The organism is Streptomyces scabiei 87.22, assembly GCF_000091305.1.
GTDB lineage: Bacteria > Actinomycetota > Actinomycetes > Streptomycetales > Streptomycetaceae > Streptomyces > Streptomyces scabiei.
Window position 1 is genome coordinate 18,498 of record NC_013929.1, and the last position, 17,615, is coordinate 36,112.

The window sequence follows — 17,615 nt, forward strand, 5'->3', positions numbered from 1 at the left end:
TCATTTGGTGAGTCTGCGGTAGCAGATGAGGGTGCAGGCGATGCTGGTGAAGGCGAGGAAGTGGTCGGCCTTGCGTTCGTAGCGTCGGTGGAGGCGGCGGCAGCCGGCGAGCCATGCCATCGTGCGTTCGATGATCCAGCGGTGGCGCCCCAGCCGTTGTGAGGACTCGACTCCCTTGCGGGCGATGCGGTGGGTGATGCCGCGCTTGCGTAACCATCGCCGCAGGTGGGCGTAGTCGTAGCCCTTGTCGGCGTGGAGTTTGCCGGGCCGGCGCCGTCGTCGGCCTCGGCGCGAGCGGATCGGCGGGATGCCCTTCACGAGCGGGATCAGGGCCTGGCTGTCGTGCAGGTTGGCCCCGGAAATGGCGACAGATATGGGCAGACCTGTCCGTTCGGTGATCAGGTGGATCTTCGATCCGTACTTGCCCCGGTCGACAGGATTCGGACCCGTCAGGTCCCCCTTTTCAGGGCCCGCATGTTCACCGAGTCGACCGCGCACCGCGACCAGTCCAGCTCACCGCGGGCACCGAGTTCGTCGAGGACCAGGCGGTGGAGCCTGGCCCACACCCTTGCCTTCGTCCACTCGGCGAACCGCCGGTGGGCGGTCGCTCCGGAGGGGCCGAACGACGCCGAAGGCAGCTGCTGCCAGGTACAACCCGACGTAGCCACGAAGACGATCGCGGCCAGTACTTCCCGGTCGCCGTGCCGACGCCGACCACCGCCCTGCGGCCGCGACGGCGCCTCCGGCACCACCCGCTGGAACAACTCCCACAACTCGTCCGGCACCAGCCGCTCAACGATCCCCACCATGACCCACAGAATACCGAGTCATCCAAATGAGATGGCTTCTTACTTCCCACCTGGCACTACTTCCTCTGGAACCTCATGTCCCAGTCTCCAGGTGTCCAACATCAAGGGGAAGCTTCACCTTCAGCGTCCACCGCTCACCCTCGCGTTCAATGCCCACGAACACGGCACGCTGCGCCTTGGCCGCCCGATAGGCAGCATCGAACCGGTCGGTGGCGTCCGGGATCAGATGGCCAGGGCAGGGCACGGGCAGCTGCATAGCGGACATAGTGCCAGGAATCATCTGATTCATCGCAAGCGTCCCGGAGTGCGGACGACAGGCTCATCCCTCCCAGGAGGGTGCCCAAGATCCCCGACAGCGTCAGGTACTGACGAGGGTCCCGATGTCAGAGGTGCCAGGGACACTGGTCGCAAGCCTCAGTGCCGCCTGAGGCGTCGGCTTCCTGGACTCGAAGGATTGGCACATGCTCACTGAAGCTCTCATGGCCGTGGCCGGAGCCGGCGGGACCGCCGTCGTCCAGGCCGCTGGCACCGACGCATGGACCGGTCTGCGGCAACGCGTAGCCCGTCTCCTGGGGCGTGGCGACACTCAGCGCGAGAGCGCGGAGCTGGAGCGCCTGGACCGCACTGCGCAGGCTCTGGAGGAGGCCGACGCCACCGGCGAGACGGAGCGGACGCGCCTGCGCCAGGAGGCATCGTGGCAGACCCGCTTCGAGTCGCTTCTGGAGAACCTTGCGGACTCCGAGCAGCAGCAGGTCGCCACCGAGCTTCAGGCACTGGTGGCCGAGCAGCAGGAATTCGCGGCCCGCCAAGGCGTGGTCGGCAACACCTTCAATGGCCCCGCCGCTCTGCAGGTCGGAAACCACAACCAGCAGGAGAACCGCTTCCACATCGCAAGCTACCTGCCCGCTCCCGTAGGCCCCCGGGTCATCCTCCAGGTCTCCAATTCCATCCCTGTGTACGACCTGCCCGACGGGAGCCAGGACCTGGGCGATCATTTCGTCAGCGTGGAGGCGGTCAACACCGGTGACCAGCCGATCGCCATCACCAGCTGGGGTATCGAGCTCCCCGGTGATCGGCGCATGTTCGTCACGCGAGGCGAGAACTGGGCAACTCCGCTCCCCCACGTGCTCGCTCCTGGCGCCCCTCCCGCACGGTTCCTGATCCGAGCCGATGAGCTGCGGCGGGTAGAGCGAGAGCAACGCATTCCGTACACGCAGATGCGGCCCTACGTGGGGCTGGCCGACGGGACGGTCGTGCGCGCCGATCGCAGCGTGCCGTTGGCCTGATGGGCGGAAGTCGATGAGGGGCGGGCTGCCGGTGCTGGCAGCCCGCCCCTTCGTCCTGACCGGCAGGTGATCGGCGGTTACCGCTGGCGCGGGATGGTGACCCGGGCCTCCGCCAGGACGATGCCGGTCGCCGGATCGCGGTGCACGGGAACGTACAGGCCCCAGTCGGCGTCACCGGCCGTGAGCCAGCCTCCGGCCCACGGGGCGTCGGTGGTCGTGAGTACGCGACCGGCGAGCGGGCCACCCAGGAGTCGGACGATCACAGCGGTACCTCCATCCGGCGGGGCTCTCCCGCCTCACCCCTTGGTGGGGCTCGGCACCGGAAGGACAGCACCGGGGCGCCGGCGACTTCTGTCCCGGCTCCGCCGCCGGGCTGACGGCGGCGAGGCGCGGCGGCCCCGGCCGACGCGCAACCGGGCTGAGCGCGCCCCGATCCCCGGCCGCGGCCGCGCCGCCCATCCCGCCCCTCCCTTCCTCCTTCACTCCAGCCAAGGGACATGGGCAGAGCAGCCGCAACGGGGATGTCAGCGATCCGACCACGGCAAAACGGCGTGGTGACCTGCGCGGACACCGGGACGGTCCTGCGGGCCGCGCAACACCTAGCGCAACCCTTGGCGCAACATCCAGCGCAACAGATAGGGCGCAACCCCCAGCGCAACCTCGTGCTCCTTGTCGACCGGGGCGGCCTGTCACGCGGCCCGGACAGCTCCGTGAGCGCGGACGAGGTGACGCAGCTCGGACCGTGCCGCCGGCACCAAGGGGACGGTCTCCCAGTAGGGGTGCCACCACAGCCGTACGGACAGGAGCAGCAGGCGGCGGCGCAGGGCTGTGGTGTCGCGGGGGCGGGGTGCGGCGAGCGCTTGGTAGGTGGCATTCCAGGCGGCTTGCGTCTGCACCAGGTCGTCGGGGAAGTCGGTCACGTCCATACCGGCATTAGATCGCTTGTTCGAATTGCGTGTCACTTCGGACACGCCACTCAGACCGTGGTCGGGGGTCGCGCCCGGCGTGGTCGGCCTCATGGGGGTCGGGGCGACCACGCGGGCTCAGCGGCGGCGGAGTTCCTCAGCCCAGTTCCGAAGCGGTCCTTCGAGGACCAGATTGTCTCCGCGGGCCACGGTCTGGAGCAGCTGGGCGCACACGGTCGCTTCGGCGGCGAGGCCGGCCGGGCTGCCGAGCACGGGGAAGGCGGCGCGGACGCGGGCGGCGGTGTCCGGCTGAAGCAGCGAATAGGCGTAGAGCGTGGCGCCGTCGAAGCCTTCTGGAGCTCGCCCCCAGCCCTCCCAGTCCAGCACCTTCAGCGGCGCTGTGACGTTCGCCCAGTGCAGGTCGGCGTGGGCGGAGGTCCAGCTAGTTACAGCCGGGGCCGGGATCCCGAGGAACTCGAGGATGGCACGGTCCATGTACTGCTGCCGTACGGCTACGCGCTCAGTGGCGACCACCGACACCTTCTCCAGCGTCCCGGTGAGGTCGGCCCACCAGGAGTCCGGCAGCTGGGAGTCGTGCCGGAGGATCGGGTCGTCGGACAGGACCGGCTCATGGACGCGGGCCGAAAGCTCCGCTCGGTAGGCGGTGGTGTCGTCGAAGGCGTCGTGCACGCCCAGCAGCGCGGGCCGGTGCCCGTAGAGGTCGCCGAATGCATGCTGTGCGTCCAGGGCGCCGTCCCACAACTTCCCTGACGCCTTGTCCTCCGGGGCGGACACCAGCCGCAGCCAGGCGGGTTCTCCGGCGGCGGTACGGGCCGGGGTTCCCAGGGTGCGCCCGGCCCACCCCCAGAACTCCCCGCCGGGCTCGGTCTGCACGTCCAAAGCCTTGGCGGCGCTGGCGCGGTGGACGCGCATGCGCTGTTCGGTGTCCGGGTCAGGGGGAGGCGAGTACACCAGTGATCTCCCGCAACTTGGCGGCGGTCAGGGAGGGTTGAGCGACGGCGTCGGCCGCCTCCTTCCAGTGTGGCGCACCGGAGGCGGCCAGAAGGACGTCCGTCACTCCTGGGCATGACGCGACGGTGAGGACGCACGTCTGTGCGGGGGTCAGGCCCGGCCGGATGAGGTCGGCGAGCTCCTGGTCGACCATGCCGGGGAGCTCCCCGCCGTGCAGCGGGGCCGACGCCATCACCCGCAGGCCTGCGTCCACGGCGGCCGGGAGCGGCCCGTGGCCGTGAAGGGCCTGCACGATCGGCGTCATCATCACCAGGCTGACCGGCAACTGGATGGCGGCCAGGTGATGCTGCTGTCCGCCGGCGGCTTCGGCGGCCAGGGCGAGCAGCTCCCCCACCGTGAACGCCTCCTCCAGGCCCGCCCACGTGGCAATCCCGTACCCGGTCACGTGCCCGGCCGCCACGGCTTCCTCCAGGACGGCGAAGGCGTCCCGGATCGCACGGTGCAGGGCGGGGCGGTCGCCGGGGTGGGCGCGCTCGGGGTTGTGGAGCAGGACCAGGTCCAGCCGCTCGCGCCCGAGCTGGGCGCGGTTACGGCGGATCTGCCAGCGCACGTAGTTGGGGGCGAGGCTGTGCCCGGCGACGGCCTGGTCCTCGGTGAGGACACCGTCGTTCACGGCGTCAGCGCCGGTGGCCGCGGTGAAGAATCCGGCCTTCGTGGAGATGCGCACGTGCGGGTGGGCGGCCAGGACCGGCAACAGGAGGGTCTGCGCCTGGCCGGTGGCGTAGTTGGGGGCGGTGTCGATCCACGCGCCGGAGGCGGCCGCACGGACGGCCGCCTCCGGGATCGCCTGGCACCGGTAGGTACCGAGGGCGAGTTGTGCGGTCACAGCAGGCTCCCCACCGTCGCGGCCTGCCCGGCAACGAGCTCCTGGACCAGAGCGGCGACGTCCTCCAGGGCGAGATCGGCCGTGTGGGCGAGCGCGGCCAGGTCCACGGTCCGGCCGTCGACCAGCGGGCGCAGCACCGCCTCCGCCTCGGGCGCGAACTCGTACACGGTGCCGGCGGCCGACAACGTCACCATGTCCTCGCCGACGTCCAGCACCGCGCGGGCGGTGGTCAGCCGGACCCGCAGGCCGCCGTCGACGGGGACGGTGTCGATGTACGGCAGGCTCGGCACCATCCGCCCGGCGGCCTGGCCGTCCATCGCGGCCCGGTAGCGGGCGAGCAGCTCGGGGTCGTCCAGCAGTTCGGCGAGCCGTTTACGCATCCCGTCCACGGCGTCGCCCTGGACGTCCGGTGCGGCGAGCAGCGGCAGGTCGCGCCTCCAGTCCTCGTGCGTGAGCAGCTGCTCGGACACCCACGTCATCAGGTCGGTCGCGGTGTGGGTCTGCAGTCCGCAGGTGACGTGCAGGGAGCGAGTGCCCTGGTCGGCGGAGACCGCATGCCATACCCCGCGCGGCACGTACAGGACGTCGCCCGGCCACAGGACCAGGTCGGCGACCGGCTCGGTGGGTGCCTCGCCGGGGTCCTCGATGTCGCGGTACAGCGGGTACGGGCGGGTGGTGCCGTAGATCCGCCACCGTTTCGCGCCGTCCAGCTGGACGATGACCGTGTCGTGGTCGTCCCAGTGGATACCGAAGCCCTCGGTGGCGCTCCAGGAGGCGTAGAGGTTCGCCTGGACGCGGGTGTGCAGCTCGCGCTCGATCGCTTCACAGAGGCGGGCGATCGGCGGGTGGAGTTCGTCGACGCTGTCCAGGGCGATCGAGGCGCCCTCCTTCAGGCGGGCGTGCAGTTCGGCCGGGTGCAGGCGGTGCCACACCGTGTGACGGCGCGTGGCCACCGGCGTGGTGTAGCCGCCGACCAGCAGCGTCTCGCCGTCGCGGGACAGCCTCATCCGGGGCGGCTCCAGCCGGTGGGTGGCGAGGATCTGGTTGAGGTCGTCGAAGGTCATCAGTCCGGCGACATCGAGGGCGCCGGGTACGTGGCGGTGTTCGCGGTGCAGTGCCTGGGCGAGGAAGTCCTCGCCCAGGCACGCCGCGATGGACAGGCGCGTCATCGCGTCAGGGCTCCCGGTCCGTCAGTCGTTGCCGTCGCTCTTGCCGGTGCCGCCGCCGTCCGAGGGGATGGCGTTGCGGCCCCGGGCGGCGACGATCGAGCGGCGGGAACGGACCAGGCCGCCGGTCGACGGCCCGGACGTGGCGGGCGGGGGCGTGGCGGGACTCTGCATGGAATCCTCCTGCGGGGGTTGGTGGCCGGGCCCTGGATAGCCGTGGCCGCGAACACCATCAGTACAGCCGCGAACCATGCGGGCGATAACCCCGTGATGGGGCCCCCACGGTGGGTATGGTCGTTGGGCTGACGCACTGTCATTCCACGAGAGTTCTGGGGGACTTGTGGACGACTTACCGCCGTCACCCGCCCAAGTGCCGCGCCATCTCCTGGGCGACCCCGCGTTCGTCCGGTCCCTGCGTGAGCGGGACTTCACCACGGTGTTCGCGATGGCCCACGACGCGGGGATCTCCTTCAACCGGATCGCCGAAGCGTGCGCGCTCAAATCCGATCGGGTCAGCCAGATCGCCCGGGGCGCCGCGGCTGTCACCGCGCTGGCAACTGTCGAGAGAATCGCCGGCGGACTGCGCATTCCCGGTGCCTTACTGGGGCTTGCTGCGCAACCCTGGGAGGACACCGCCGTTCTCAGCACGGAGTCAGACCATGGAGAAGATCCGATGAAGCGCCGCAACCTGCTGCGTGGCGCGCTGGCCGCCGGCCTCACCGCTCCGGCCCTCGCCGCGCTCACCGCCGCCCGGACCGACGTCGACCAGACCCTCTCCCCCGACGCTCCCGAGGACCTGGCCGACCTCGAGGCCGCAGCCGAGAGCTACGGGTACGGCTACCACGGCCAGGCACCCACCCGCGTACTGGCCGACCTGGTCACCGACTTCACGACCCTGCGCCCACTTCTCACCGTCCCGCAGCCCGCACCGGTCCGGGCACGGCTGTGCCGGACGGCCGGGCAGATGGCCGGGATGACCGCGATCGTGCTGCACGACCTGGGCAGCCGCCGCGAGTCGCGCGGGTGGTTCGCCACCGCCGCCCGGGCCGCCGCCGAATCCGGCGACCCCCAACTGCACGCGTGGGTGCTGGCCAGGGAGGCGATGGTGCCACTCAACTACGGCGCACCGCGGGCAGCAGCCGAACTCGCCGACCAGGCCCGGCACGCCGCCGGCACCCGGCCGACCGCCGCCGCCGTGCTGGCGGCCGCGGTCGCCGCCCGCGCCTACGCCCTCAACCACCAGGCCGAGCAGGCCCGCGCCGCGCTCACCGCCGCCGACGCCCTCATGGGCCGGCTCCCCGAGGGCGAGCGGTCGGACACCTGGCTGACGTACGGCGAGCAGAAGCATCACGTCCACCTCAGCCACGCGTTCACCACACTCGGGGACACCCGCCGCGCCCGGGAGAGCCAGCAGCGGGCACTGGAGCTGTCGGCGCCGACCAGCACCATGACGCGCACTCTGCTGAACATCGACGCGGCGGCGTGCTCGCATCACGACGGTGACACCGAGCAGGCGTGCCGCCGTGCGGTCGACGCCCTGACGGCGTTACCCGCGGACTACCGCACCGGCCTGGTCCGCCGCCGCGCCCTGGACCTGTACGAGGCGATCCCCGCCCAGCACCACCGCGAGCGCGCTGTACGGGAACTTCGCGACGTCGTAGCGGGCTGACAACGACTACGCCCACAGCGGGCGGGCCCGCCCGGTTCCCTCGCGGTGGAAGCACTGGCCGCCCCCTGGTGCGTTGCGGGTGCTCATGGTCCCCATGGCGTCCCACAGGAGCTGGGTGAGGCCTGCGACGTGGGCGGCGTGCAGGGGCAGTTCCTGTCGCACTCCGATCATGACTTCCAGCGCGACGTCGGGTACGAGTGCGTACGCGCCGATTCCTTTGGGTCCGGCGAGGTCGCGCGTCACTGTGTCGATCACGTCGTGAAGGCGGCCCATCGGCTCATCCTCGAACAGTTCCACGCGCGCCGACAGGACGATGTCGTTCGGATCCGCGATCGACAGCCGCGCCACCGGCCGCTCGAACGGCGGGATGGGGCCAGCCGAGTCGGGATGGTCTGCCTGGAGGCGTGTCATCGCGTACCACAGGTCTCCCGAGGTGTCCCTGTCGTGCCTGATCAAGGGCACGTCCTTGTTCTGCTGCTTGCCGAGCTTCATGGTTGCCTTCCGGTTGATGACGTCGGAATACCTGAGTACGCCGTGGCCAGGGCGCAGTGCGCGCCTTGGCCCTCGTCATCCCGCCGGGCGGCGCGGCGACTTCGGGAGCCGTCCCGCCGGGCGCCCCGCGGCCGCTTCTCGGGCGGGCCCGGGTCAGGCCTTCTGCCGGACCGGACGGCCGACGGTCCACAGGTCGCCGGGAGCGCGGACGAACGCCCCGTGGTCCTGCATGTCCCGCTTCAGCTGCGCGGCGGAGATGATGTGGCCGCGCCGGGCGAGCGCGTCACGTAGCTCGCCGGGCGTCAGGGACCGGCCGCAGCGCGCGAGGTACCGGGCCGCGAGCTGCTCGCGGGTGGGATAGGCCGGCGGCTCTACCACCAGGAGCGAGTCGCCGAGCGCGCGGTGCTCGGTCATCCCTGCTTCCGCGAGTTCCAGCAGCGGCTTCGCCACGCCCCCTGCCTGCGACAGGCGACGTCTCCAGTTGTCGCGGGTCAGGTAGCCCTGGCGGTGGCACCACCACAGCAGCCCGCCCACGGCTGCCGTCGCGGCCAGCGGGTTGTTCGCGGCGAGGACCACCAGGCGGTGAACGCCTGTACCGAACAGCTGGAACGCGATGTCGATGAGTACCAGCGCGTTCGCGGCGGTGGCCTCCAGGCCGGCCATGCGCAGCACGCTCTCCGCGACGGGGATCCAGTCGATGACGGCGAACCCGAAGCGGGAGAAGACGCTGTCCTTGGAAACGATGACGCACGGCCCCAGGAACTCCGCGAGCGCCATCGTGGGCGCGTCGTCCGGGTCGCCCCGGTGCCGCTTCGGCATCTCCCGGTCGACCCGCAGGATGTGCCGGGTCTGCGGGGCCAGGTGATCGCGGATCTCCAGGTCGACCACGCGAAGGGCGGGCAGGATCTGCTCATTGAGTACGCGGCGCGCCTGACGTTCCGACGCTTCGAGGTCGGCGGCAACCTTGGCCAGGTGTTCGTCGACTTCGCCGGGTACGTGCGCGGCGATGTACGGGGTGGCGCGGCCGGTGACGGCCAGCGCGGTGACCCGGTCCTGCCGACCGCCGTGCTTGGCCAGTGCGCAGGCTTCGACCAGGAGGGCGTTGGCGTCGAGGATGGGCAGCAGCATCGGCCGGTCCAGCACCATCGGGTTGATCGCCGATCCGGAGGGGATCAGCAGCGGCGGTGCCACGTCGGCACGATCGAGCGTCATGGATCAAGTGTGGCCGCCGCCACTGACACTGAGGCAGATTCTTCGGGCCGGGTGCCAGTGCGCTCGGGGCGGCTGTGAACGGCGAAGAGCTACGAGGCCCAGCCGGGCACTGCCTGATCAGCCGCCGAGCGATGGCCGCCAGGGATCGGCCCCGGCGGCGGCGAGCGCCTGTGCGTTGGCTGGCTTCCGGGACATGACGGCTTCCCACAGGGCCGTCACTCCGTTCTCCAGTGCGTCCACATCGGCAACCCGGCGGGCCAGTTCCGCAACAGCCTCCGGGGAGCCGAACACCGCCGCCCGGTGCAGAGGACGGCTCCCGTTCCAACTGTCCGGATCGGCTCCTTCATCGAGGCGCCGGCGATGCCGACGGCATCCGACCAGTCCCAGCCCATGCCGGCCCAGCCGTCGCTCGCTGCTGCCACCACTCCCCCTCGAACACGTCGCATGCTCTCGCGCTACTTCGTCACGCTCTCGCCAGTCCCGGTTCAGTGATCGGACATTATCACCCCGGACACCGCCCGCACGCTGAGTGTACGTGATCCGTACGCAATGAGTACGCGATAGGGCTGTTTCAGGGTAGGGTGGGAGCGGAGGTGCCTCGATGTCCGAGTTGTTCGACGCGGTCGACGCGCTGGTCGCGTCCCGTTCCCCGCTGCCGCCGCCGGCCGAGCGCAGGCGGCTGCGCCAGGCGCACGCCCTCACCCTGGACGAGGTGGCCTCCGCCCTGGACGTGCGGCGGGCGACCGTCGGCGGCTGGGAGTCAGGCCGCACCGAACCCCGGCCCCCGGAGCGGGAGGCGTACGCGCGTCTGCTGAAGCAGCTCGCCCAGCTCTACCCCGCCCCCGAGAACACCGGCGCCCCGCAGGAGGACACCGACACCACGGCGGCGAAGACCGTCACCCCCGCGGCGCCCGCGGCGTCCCAGCCCGCAGGCGAGGCCCCGGAAGCCGCTGCCGCGCCTGCGGCCGAGGAGCCCCCGGCGGCGGTCGGCGCACCGGCCGCCGTGTCGCTGCCGCGTCCCGAACGGGCCCCGGGTCCGCGGCGTCCCGCTGTGAAGAAGGCCGCTCCGGCGGACACCCCCGCGTCCGGCGGGGCGTACGCGCACGGTCCGCTGCTCGTCCTCGACGCCGATGCCGAGCGGCGGGTGACCGGCTACGGCGTCGGCGGTCTGATCCTGGACGTGCCCGCCAAGTCGCTGCCCGCGCTGGTGGAATGGACGCTCACCGAGGCGCGGCTGGGGGCGGAGAGGCTGCACGGTTCGGGCAAGGACGCCGACCCGCTGCTGGTGCTCACCGAAGCGGCGTGCGAACGCTACGGGCTGCCCGCCGCCCTGTCGGAGTCCGAGGGGCTCGCCGGGCGGCTGCCGGAGGGGCACCGGGTCATCAGGCAGCTGGAGCGCGCCGACTGGCAGCTGACCAGGCGGGGACTGGGGCCGTGGGCGCGGATCTACCGCCCCGCCCAGGGCGGCCGCCGGCAGTGCGTGCAGCTGTGCATCCCCTCCTGGCGGGCCCTGGACGGCCGTGCCTGGGGCCATGCCGCCCAGCTGGAGCCTGCGGAGCTGGCCCGGGTGCTGGGGGTGTACGCGGCCCGGGTGATGACGCCGGTCGGCTCCACCGCCGTGACGGGGCTGCAGCTGATGACCACCCTCAATCCGCCGACCCGCGCGAGCGAGCCGGACGAGAGCGGCAGGCGGCACCGCGAGCTCCGGCCCGGCTCGCTGGGCACCGAGCCGGTGGACCCCGCGCCGTGCGAGGCGATCGACGGGCACCCCGTCCTGGCCCACCTGCCACGCTTCCACGTGCGCGGCCCCGACGAAAGGCTGTTCGAGGAGGCCTACGACTGGGCACGGGACCTCACCGACGCCGAGTGCATGCAGCGCTACCTGGTCGGCATCGACGTGAACCTCGCCTTCGGCGCGGCCGCCAACGGCGCCGTCGTCGGCCTGGCCACGCCTCCCGTCCACGTCACCAAGCCCGCCTTCGACGCGGCAGTGCCCGGATCCTGGCTGGTCGACCTCTCCCACGTCGACCTCGCCCGGGTGAAAGTCGCCAAACAGTGGCGCGACCTCGACGCCGCGCTCCTGCCCAGCCCGTTCACGCCGACCGGCCAGCGCCCCACCGGTCCGGCCTGGTACGCCACGCCCACCGTGGCGTACGCCGTCGAACTCGGCTACGACGTCACGCCCCTGGAGGGCTGGGTGCGCCGTGAGAGCGGCCGGTTCCTGGACGGCTGGTACAAGCGGCTGCGCGATGCCTACGTCGCCACCATGGCCGACCTCGGCGTCGCCGAGAAGCTGCCCCCGGCCGACTTCCTTCAGGCGATGGACGGCTACAAGAGCCGTGACCCGGAGCTGGGGATCGTGGTGGACGCGGTCAAGATGACCGTCAAGGGCGGCATCGGCAAACTACAGGAGAAGGCACGCGGCGGCGGCTGGAAGCCAGGGCAGGCCTGGCCCGCTCTCGCCCGGCCGACCTGGCGCCCCGACATCCGCGCGGCCGTCATCTCCCGGGCCCGGATCAACATGCACCGCAAGATGCTGAACCTGGCAGCCGCCACCGGGCAGTACCCGGTCGCGGTCCTCTCCGACTGCGCCGTGTACGCCGCCGACGGACCCAGCCCCCTGGACGTCCTGCCCTACGACGCCGACGGCAAAACGGTACCGGGCTCGTTCCGGCTGGGGGTCTCGCCCGGGATGGTCAAACACGAGGGCACCCAGAGCATGCTGTGGGGCGCTGACGTCCTCGAACAGCTCGGCGCCGACGGCCACGTCGCCAACCTCGCCCGGTACATCAAGACCGGCGAGGTCACCGCCAAGGACACCGGAGAATAAGGAGCGTTACGGCGATGGTCACGGTCGGGGAGGAACTCGACAAGGCGGTGCAGGGCGCGTTCACGCGTCCCATCCCCAAGTCCGCGGGGGCGCAGATGCGCTACCTGGTCAAGCAGCACCAGCGCAGCACCCAGCGCGTCGCCGAACTGCTCGGCATCAGCCAGCGCACCGTCGAACGGTATGTGAAGAACCAGATCAAACAGCCCCGGCCCGAACTCGCCGACCGGCTGGAACGTGAAGTCCGCACGCGCTGGCAGCCGCAGATCCGTGCCAGGGCGAAGCAGGCCGCGGCGACCACGAGCGGCATCATGATCGATGTGCAGGCCCGGTTCGGCTACACCGCCGCCCCCGGCACCACCGACCAGGCCCGCGTACGCCACCTCACCCTCGCCCTGCCACCCCACCACGCCGCCCGCCTCCTCCAAGCCCAGGAAACCGGCGCCGACGAGAACGACCTCCGCCAGGTCGCCGCCGAAGCGCTGGGCGAGATCTACTTCCGCGACAACGGGCGCCGCGCGCACGGCCTCGAAGTGCAGCTCAACGACATCGTGGACCTCCAGTTCGAGCTGTAACCGGTCAGAGGCGGGAAAGGGGCAGCTGCGGCAGTCGGGGCACTTCGGGCCAGGCACGGTTGCACCCCGGTGGCAGGCTCAGGGCCTGCCATCGCGCTTGATCAAGGAATGGAAGAAGGGGCCTGGCTGATGCCGGGCCCCTTCTTCTTCGTAGCGGGGACAGGATTTGAACCTGCGACCTCTGGGTTATGAGCCCAGCGAGCTACCGAGCTGCTCCACCCCGCGTCGATGGCGCCACTCTACACGGGGCTCCGGAGGCCCAGCGGGACGAGCCGTAGACGATGCCCCGGGCAGCCGGGCCCACTCGTGGCCGCGGGGGTCGTAGTGCGGGCAGCCACATGCCTCCCGTAGATCCAGGTAGTAGCGCAGTCGGACAGATCGTCAGGCAGTGGGCGGAGCCTTCAATCGTGTCTGGCTGCGCGGGTGAGCCGATACGATTGTCACCACTTCGGCGTATGCGTGCCGTTGATCACCAGGGGGAAGCATCGGTGTCCAGCCGTGTTCAGTCGTTGCAGCAAGGTGATCCGCGGCGTGTCGGTCCGTATCGTGTTGTCGGCCGGCTCGGGTTCGGCGGTATGGGCACCGTGTACGCCGCGCTGAGTGCCGCTGGGGAGCGGATGGCCGTCAAGGTCGTGCATCCGGCGCAGGCCGCAGACGACGAGTTCCGTGCTCGGTTCCGGCGGGAGGTCCAGCTCTCCCAGCGTGTCACAGGTCCTTGCCTGGTTCCGGTGCTTGATGCCGACCCCGATGCGCCCGCTCCGTGGCTTGCCACCGCTTTCATACCCGGTCCCACCCTCGACCAGTACGTGGCCGCCGGGCCCCTGGCCGGGGCCCGCCTGTACGCCTTGGCCGCGGGTACCGCAGCCGCACTGTCCGCAGTCCACGAAGCTGGCGTCGTCCACCGGGATGTGAAGCCCCAGAATGTCATTTTGGCGCCTTCTGGCCCGATGGTGCTGGACTTCGGTATCGCTCATGCCTTGGACGGGACTTCCGTCACCCGCACTGGCGTGATGACGGGCACGCCGGGGTGGATCAGCCCTGAGCATTACCGCACCGGGACGGTCGGCCCAGAGGGCGATGTGTTCGCCTGGGGTGCCCTGGTCGCCTACGCGGCAACAGGGCGTCTTCCCTTCGGCAGCGGTGCTGCGGACGCCGTGGCTTTTCGAGTCCTGTCCGCCGAGCCCGACCTTGACGGCATGGGCGATGATCTTCGCCAGCTGGTGGACAGGGCCCTGTCGAAGGAACCCCCCAGCCGACCGGCAGCATCCGAACTCGCGCAAGAGTGTGGTGAGTTGCTTGCCAGCCAGACCACAGCCGTCACCGGGCCCGCCGATCTGCCTCAGCCGACGCTGATAGCCGACCTGGTCGGCCTCAATTGGGACCTGCCGTCCGACGAGCCGATCTGGCCTGCCCCCTCGAAACACACAGGCCGTACTCGCCTGTACCTGGCGGTCGTCGCAGCCGCTGTCGTCGTGGGGAGCCTCGGTGGCGTCCTCGTCGCCACGCAGTCATCCACCGCCACGCGGGGACCGGCCTCCACACCCGGCGGTCAGAGAACGTCGGCGGCCGGCCTCACGCCTGCAGCGCAGCACTCCGCCAGCGATGAAACCGGCCCCGCGCTGACCGCCTCCGACGTACCGTCATCCTCCTCACCGAGCCCTCGTTCTTCGCCTGCCCCCTCCCCCGCTTACACCCGCAGCGACAGCGCTCAGCCCACCGTTGAGGAGTGGGCCGCCGCCCGGGTACCGGCCACACAGGCGGAGAAAGCCGCCGCACAGCGCCTGCGCGAGGGCGCAGCTCCCGTCCTTCAAGGGCAGCAGTACATGGGCGACGAAGTGACCGTCACATTCAACCCCTCGGCACAGACGATGTTCGTCACCTTCGGCCCTGGAAGCTACCCCGAAGGGCGGAGCTACCAGGACGATGCCGACTGGACCGACATCGTCCGCGGTCTGATGTTCGGCAGCTGCGCAGAAGCCCAGCAGGACTTCCACGACGACATCACCTGGCCCTACGGTCGCGCCACCGTCGTCTACCGCGAGTCCATGGCCAGCCCCCTCATCGCCAACTTCCGAGAAGTCACCCACACCGACAGCTGCCGCGTATAGCCGCAGACCTCTCCGGCAGGGCCGCTGGACGCGCGCCTTCGTCAGTCCAGTCGCCGTCGAACAGTGATGCCACCATCTATGAGGTTCCGGAAGGTGTGGCGTGACGTGGTGCGAGTCGTCCTCGTTGGCGTTGAGGCGCTCGTACTCGGGGGGTGTGGCTCTGTGGCGGGTTGTTGCATGACCGTCTGAGCACCGGAGAGAGATATGCGGGCATTTCCCGTGACCCTGCCCTCGGGCACGCGCTACTGGACCGTCGTCGACGACGAGCTCCAAGTCGTCCCTATCGCTGATCAGTGGGCGCGGCACCAGCGCTTCGGCAAGAGCCGCGCCGAGCTCACCCCCAGGACGAACGCCGACGGAGCGGCGCTCTACCTGCGTTGGTGCCGTGCGACGGCACGCGACTGGCGCACGGCGGCCCGCGACCTGGGCCTGTTCATCGTCTGGCTGAAGCACGTGCCCGCACGGCAGGACCGTCGCGGCACTCTCCTCAGCGGGCCGGGCGGCAAACCGGTACGGCAGGAGCGCAGGATCAACGTCGTGCTGTCGGCCACCCGCGGCCTGCTGTCGTACGCGGTCTCGGTAGGCGAGGCGCCGCGCCGCGTGCTCGGGCAGATCTACGAGCTGGCCGACAGCCGGGACTGCCTGTGGAGGCTCAGGGGAGGATTCCGGCCTCTCATACCGGCTCCGTGCCCGCCACCGCGTCCAGGAGCCGCAGTCGGTCTTGGACCGCGCTTCCGACGAGAAGATCGTCAGCATGTTCCTGAAGTGCCGCTGCGCGCGGGACCGGCTCGTCGTCGTGCTGCTGGCCCCGGGCGGAGCTTCGGCGAGGGCAGGCCGCTGGTCTTCGCCGGTCCAACTGCCACATGCTGCCGGACTCGCGCGCGCTGGGGTGCGACTACAAGGGGCCTCACCTGCACGTGCGGCGCCGTGACAACGCCAACGGCGCCTGGTCCAAGTCACGCGCCGCGTGGATCCAGCCGGTGGACTTCCTGGTAGTGCAGGCATTCGACCAGTACATCGACGAGCACTTCGAGCTCCTGGGCGCCGACGGCAGCGACTTCCTGCTGGTGAACCTCTTCCGCGGCGTGATCGGTGCGCCGATGAGGCCGGAGGCGATCTACGAGCTGTTCGAGCGACTGACACGGCGGGCGGAACTGCCGCGGGCCGTGGTGCCGCACATGGCCCGCCGCGCGTTCGGGAGCAACGTGTCGGATGCCGACGGTCGGCTCGACGAGGTGCAGGCCCTGCTCGGGCAGCAGGAGCGCGTGCGCCAGCGCTTCCCGGACACTCCCGCGGCCGTGCTGAAGCTCCTGCCCTCCTCGGTTTCGAACCCGGCGGGAACCAAGCCGATCTCCGGCATCAGGGAACAGCACCGCTCATGGGTCAAGGCCCTGCCCGACTTCCTCGTCCCCATCCAGGTCCAAAAGGACGGCAGGCCGGTCACGAAGACGCTGCCCTTCGACAAGAGCCGCATCTTCCCCTACGCCTACCGGCACAGCTTCGCGCAGCGGCACGCGGTACCGCATCGGGCAGGACCGCCGACGCGAGGCCATCGACCGGGTGACGGCCCTCCAGTTCGACCGGCATGGCAACCGCGTGTGGCGCAAGGCCCAGGGGCTGCTGGACTCCGAGCACGTCCGCCGGGAGATCGGGGAGGTGGCCACCGCCTACGGAGTCTGCAAGGAGCCGACGAACGTGGCCGCGGGAGGCCAGAGCTGCCCGCTGAGGTTCCGCTGCCTGGGCTGCAAGCACTACACCACCGACATCTCCTACCTCCCAGACCTGGAGGCGTACCTCGCTGACGTCCGGCGGCTGATCAGCCGGATCCGAGGTGGGCTGGACGACCTCGGCGCGGAGGAGCGGGCCAAGATCGAGCAGGCCGTCTCGACCGTGCGCCGCAGGCGCGGCGTGATGCTGGGCATGCCGGGCATGCGCCGGATCGGTCAGCCTCTGCCCGATGTACGGCCGCGGAGGAGCATGTGAACGCCGCGAGCGACGGCCGCAAGGCCGACTCCGCACGGCGCCGGGAGCGTGTGGTCAAGGCGATCAACGCCGCGGCCCAGGGCACGGGCCGGATCAGCGTGTCCGCCATCGCCCGCCATGCCGGGGTGGACCGGACCTTCCTCTACCGGCACCCGGATCTCCTCGCCCTCGTCCACGCCGCCGAGACCGAGCCGGCACAGCAAGGACCGGCCAGCTCTGTGGCAGTCAGCCGCGCGTCGCTTCAGGCGGACCTCGCGCACGCCCAGGCCCGCAACACCCTGCTTGCGGCGCGGATCCAGCTCCTGGAAAGGCGGCTCTCCGGCGAGCTGGGCGAGCAGGCATGGCGCGAGTCAGGGCTGGAGATTCCCACCGACATCGAGGCGCTCCAGCGCCGGATCACCGGCCTGAAACAGCGCAACGTCGAACCGACTGCGGCCCCAGAAGAGAGCCAGGCGGACCTGAGCGCGGCGCGGGAAGCCAACCGCGAACTGACCAAAGCCATCAACCAGCGCGGGCAGCCCCGCAACGTGGCGGGGTGACTGTCCAGTCCCGCGCGCCGCAGCGGGGTGTGCCTGTCGTGCGCGTCCGGTGCAGCCTGCCGTGTGACGCAGGGACTCAGTGCGTTGTGGCTAACCGGATTTCGTTCGAGGTGTGCGGCGCGGGTGATCATCTGGACGGAGGTTCGGGTGCGGTCGCGGGCATGAGAGAACGGGCCCCTTGGTAGT

General features: G+C 70.8%; 18 protein-coding genes, 1 tRNA gene and 1 pseudogene. 8 read left to right on the forward strand and 12 right to left on the reverse strand.

What is annotated here, in order from left to right; translation table 11 throughout:
- Positions 1–809, reverse strand: a protein-coding gene (locus tag SCAB_RS45805) for an IS5 family transposase (RefSeq protein WP_397962632.1) whose coding sequence is annotated in 2 segments (ribosomal slippage) — positions 1–461 and positions 461–809 — 810 coding nt in all. Because the reading frame shifts where the segments join, the coding sequence is not laid out codon by codon here.
- Positions 810–882: 73 nt separating this feature from the next.
- The gene (locus SCAB_RS00085) at positions 883–1,065 is read right to left on the reverse strand and encodes a hypothetical protein (RefSeq protein WP_012998012.1); all 183 of its coding nucleotides are present in this window, start codon (positions 1,063–1,065) and stop codon (positions 883–885) included.
- Between the two features lie 205 nt (positions 1,066–1,270).
- On the opposite strand from SCAB_RS00085, the gene SCAB_RS43545 reads away from it, so the two are divergent.
- Positions 1,271–2,095 (forward strand): hypothetical protein, encoded by an 825-nt coding sequence (locus tag SCAB_RS43545; RefSeq protein WP_012998013.1) that lies wholly within the window; start codon positions 1,271–1,273, stop codon positions 2,093–2,095.
- Between the two features lie 77 nt (positions 2,096–2,172).
- Here the strand turns inward: SCAB_RS43545 and SCAB_RS00095 are convergent, their stop codons facing one another.
- The 6 genes from SCAB_RS00095 to SCAB_RS47610 all read right to left on the reverse strand — a co-directional run bounded on the left by SCAB_RS00095 (position 2,173) and on the right by SCAB_RS47610 (position 6,198).
- On the reverse strand, positions 2,173–2,358 hold the full coding sequence (locus SCAB_RS00095) for a hypothetical protein (RefSeq protein ID WP_012998014.1): 186 nt from the start codon (positions 2,356–2,358) through the stop codon (positions 2,173–2,175).
- Positions 2,359–2,784: 426 nt separating this feature from the next.
- On the reverse strand, positions 2,785–3,021 hold the full coding sequence (locus tag SCAB_RS00100) for a hypothetical protein (RefSeq protein ID WP_012998015.1): 237 nt from the start codon (positions 3,019–3,021) through the stop codon (positions 2,785–2,787).
- 117 nt (positions 3,022–3,138) lie between these two features.
- Positions 3,139–3,933: a hypothetical protein gene (locus SCAB_RS00105; RefSeq protein WP_231884867.1), complete on the reverse strand. Its 795-nt coding sequence runs from the start codon at positions 3,931–3,933 to the stop codon at positions 3,139–3,141.
- A 19-nt stretch (positions 3,934–3,952) separates the two neighbouring features.
- Entirely contained in the window at positions 3,953–4,858 is a 906-nt protein-coding gene (locus SCAB_RS00110; protein ID WP_012998017.1) for an aldo/keto reductase, read from the reverse strand.
- Positions 4,855–6,027 (reverse strand): ribosomal protein uL16 3-hydroxylase, encoded by a 1,173-nt coding sequence (locus tag SCAB_RS00115; RefSeq protein WP_012998018.1) that lies wholly within the window; start codon positions 6,025–6,027, stop codon positions 4,855–4,857. The genes SCAB_RS00110 and SCAB_RS00115 overlap by 4 nt, the downstream gene beginning before the upstream one ends.
- A 21-nt stretch (positions 6,028–6,048) precedes the next feature.
- Positions 6,049–6,198 (reverse strand): hypothetical protein, encoded by a 150-nt coding sequence (locus tag SCAB_RS47610; RefSeq protein WP_167362005.1) that lies wholly within the window; start codon positions 6,196–6,198, stop codon positions 6,049–6,051.
- A 196-nt stretch (positions 6,199–6,394) separates the two neighbouring features.
- Between SCAB_RS47610 and SCAB_RS48120 the strand changes: the two genes are divergently transcribed.
- Complete coding sequence (locus SCAB_RS48120; RefSeq protein WP_231884869.1) at positions 6,395–7,693, forward strand: hypothetical protein; 1,299 nt, start codon at positions 6,395–6,397, stop codon at positions 7,691–7,693.
- 6 nt (positions 7,694–7,699) lie between these two features.
- Here the strand turns inward: SCAB_RS48120 and SCAB_RS00125 are convergent, their stop codons facing one another.
- The 3 genes from SCAB_RS00125 to SCAB_RS49185 form a co-directional block, all read right to left on the reverse strand.
- On the reverse strand, positions 7,700–8,185 hold the full coding sequence (locus tag SCAB_RS00125) for a hypothetical protein (RefSeq protein WP_012998020.1): 486 nt from the start codon (positions 8,183–8,185) through the stop codon (positions 7,700–7,702).
- 153 nt (positions 8,186–8,338) lie between these two features.
- A complete protein-coding gene (locus tag SCAB_RS00130; protein ID WP_079116026.1) occupies positions 8,339–9,397 on the reverse strand; it encodes a PIN domain-containing protein in 1,059 nt (352 codons plus the stop codon).
- Between the two features lie 117 nt (positions 9,398–9,514).
- Positions 9,515–10,099: an ankyrin repeat domain-containing protein gene (locus SCAB_RS49185; protein WP_323806116.1), complete on the reverse strand. Its 585-nt coding sequence runs from the start codon at positions 10,097–10,099 to the stop codon at positions 9,515–9,517.
- Between SCAB_RS49185 and tap the strand changes: the two genes are divergently transcribed.
- Entirely contained in the window at positions 9,999–12,227 is a 2,229-nt protein-coding gene (gene tap, locus SCAB_RS00135) for a telomere-associated protein Tap (RefSeq protein WP_012998023.1), read from the forward strand. The two genes, SCAB_RS49185 and tap, sit on opposite strands and share 101 nt — an antisense overlap.
- A gap of 14 nt (positions 12,228–12,241) precedes the next feature.
- Positions 12,242–12,799, forward strand: coding sequence for a telomere-protecting terminal protein Tpg (gene tpg, locus SCAB_RS00140; protein ID WP_012998024.1), 558 nt, complete (start codon positions 12,242–12,244; stop codon positions 12,797–12,799).
- A gap of 151 nt (positions 12,800–12,950) precedes the next feature.
- Here tpg and SCAB_RS00145 read toward each other — a convergent pair.
- A tRNA-Met gene (locus SCAB_RS00145) sits at positions 12,951–13,024 on the reverse strand.
- Between the two features lie 263 nt (positions 13,025–13,287).
- Between SCAB_RS00145 and SCAB_RS43550 the strand changes: the two genes are divergently transcribed.
- The 4 genes and pseudogenes from SCAB_RS43550 to SCAB_RS00165 all read left to right on the forward strand — a co-directional run bounded on the left by SCAB_RS43550 (position 13,288) and on the right by SCAB_RS00165 (position 17,429).
- Positions 13,288–14,907 (forward strand): serine/threonine-protein kinase, encoded by a 1,620-nt coding sequence (locus tag SCAB_RS43550; protein ID WP_231884871.1) that lies wholly within the window; start codon positions 13,288–13,290, stop codon positions 14,905–14,907.
- 863 nt (positions 14,908–15,770) lie between these two features.
- Positions 15,771–16,100: pseudogene (locus tag SCAB_RS49190) on the forward strand (tyrosine-type recombinase/integrase); the annotation flags it as partial.
- Between the two features lie 367 nt (positions 16,101–16,467).
- Entirely contained in the window at positions 16,468–16,890 is a 423-nt protein-coding gene (locus tag SCAB_RS48135; RefSeq protein ID WP_012998026.1) for a hypothetical protein, read from the forward strand.
- Entirely contained in the window at positions 16,887–17,429 is a 543-nt protein-coding gene (locus tag SCAB_RS00165; protein ID WP_012998027.1) for a DUF6262 family protein, read from the forward strand. The genes SCAB_RS48135 and SCAB_RS00165 overlap by 4 nt, the downstream gene beginning before the upstream one ends.
- Positions 17,430–17,615: the final 186 nt, after the last annotated feature.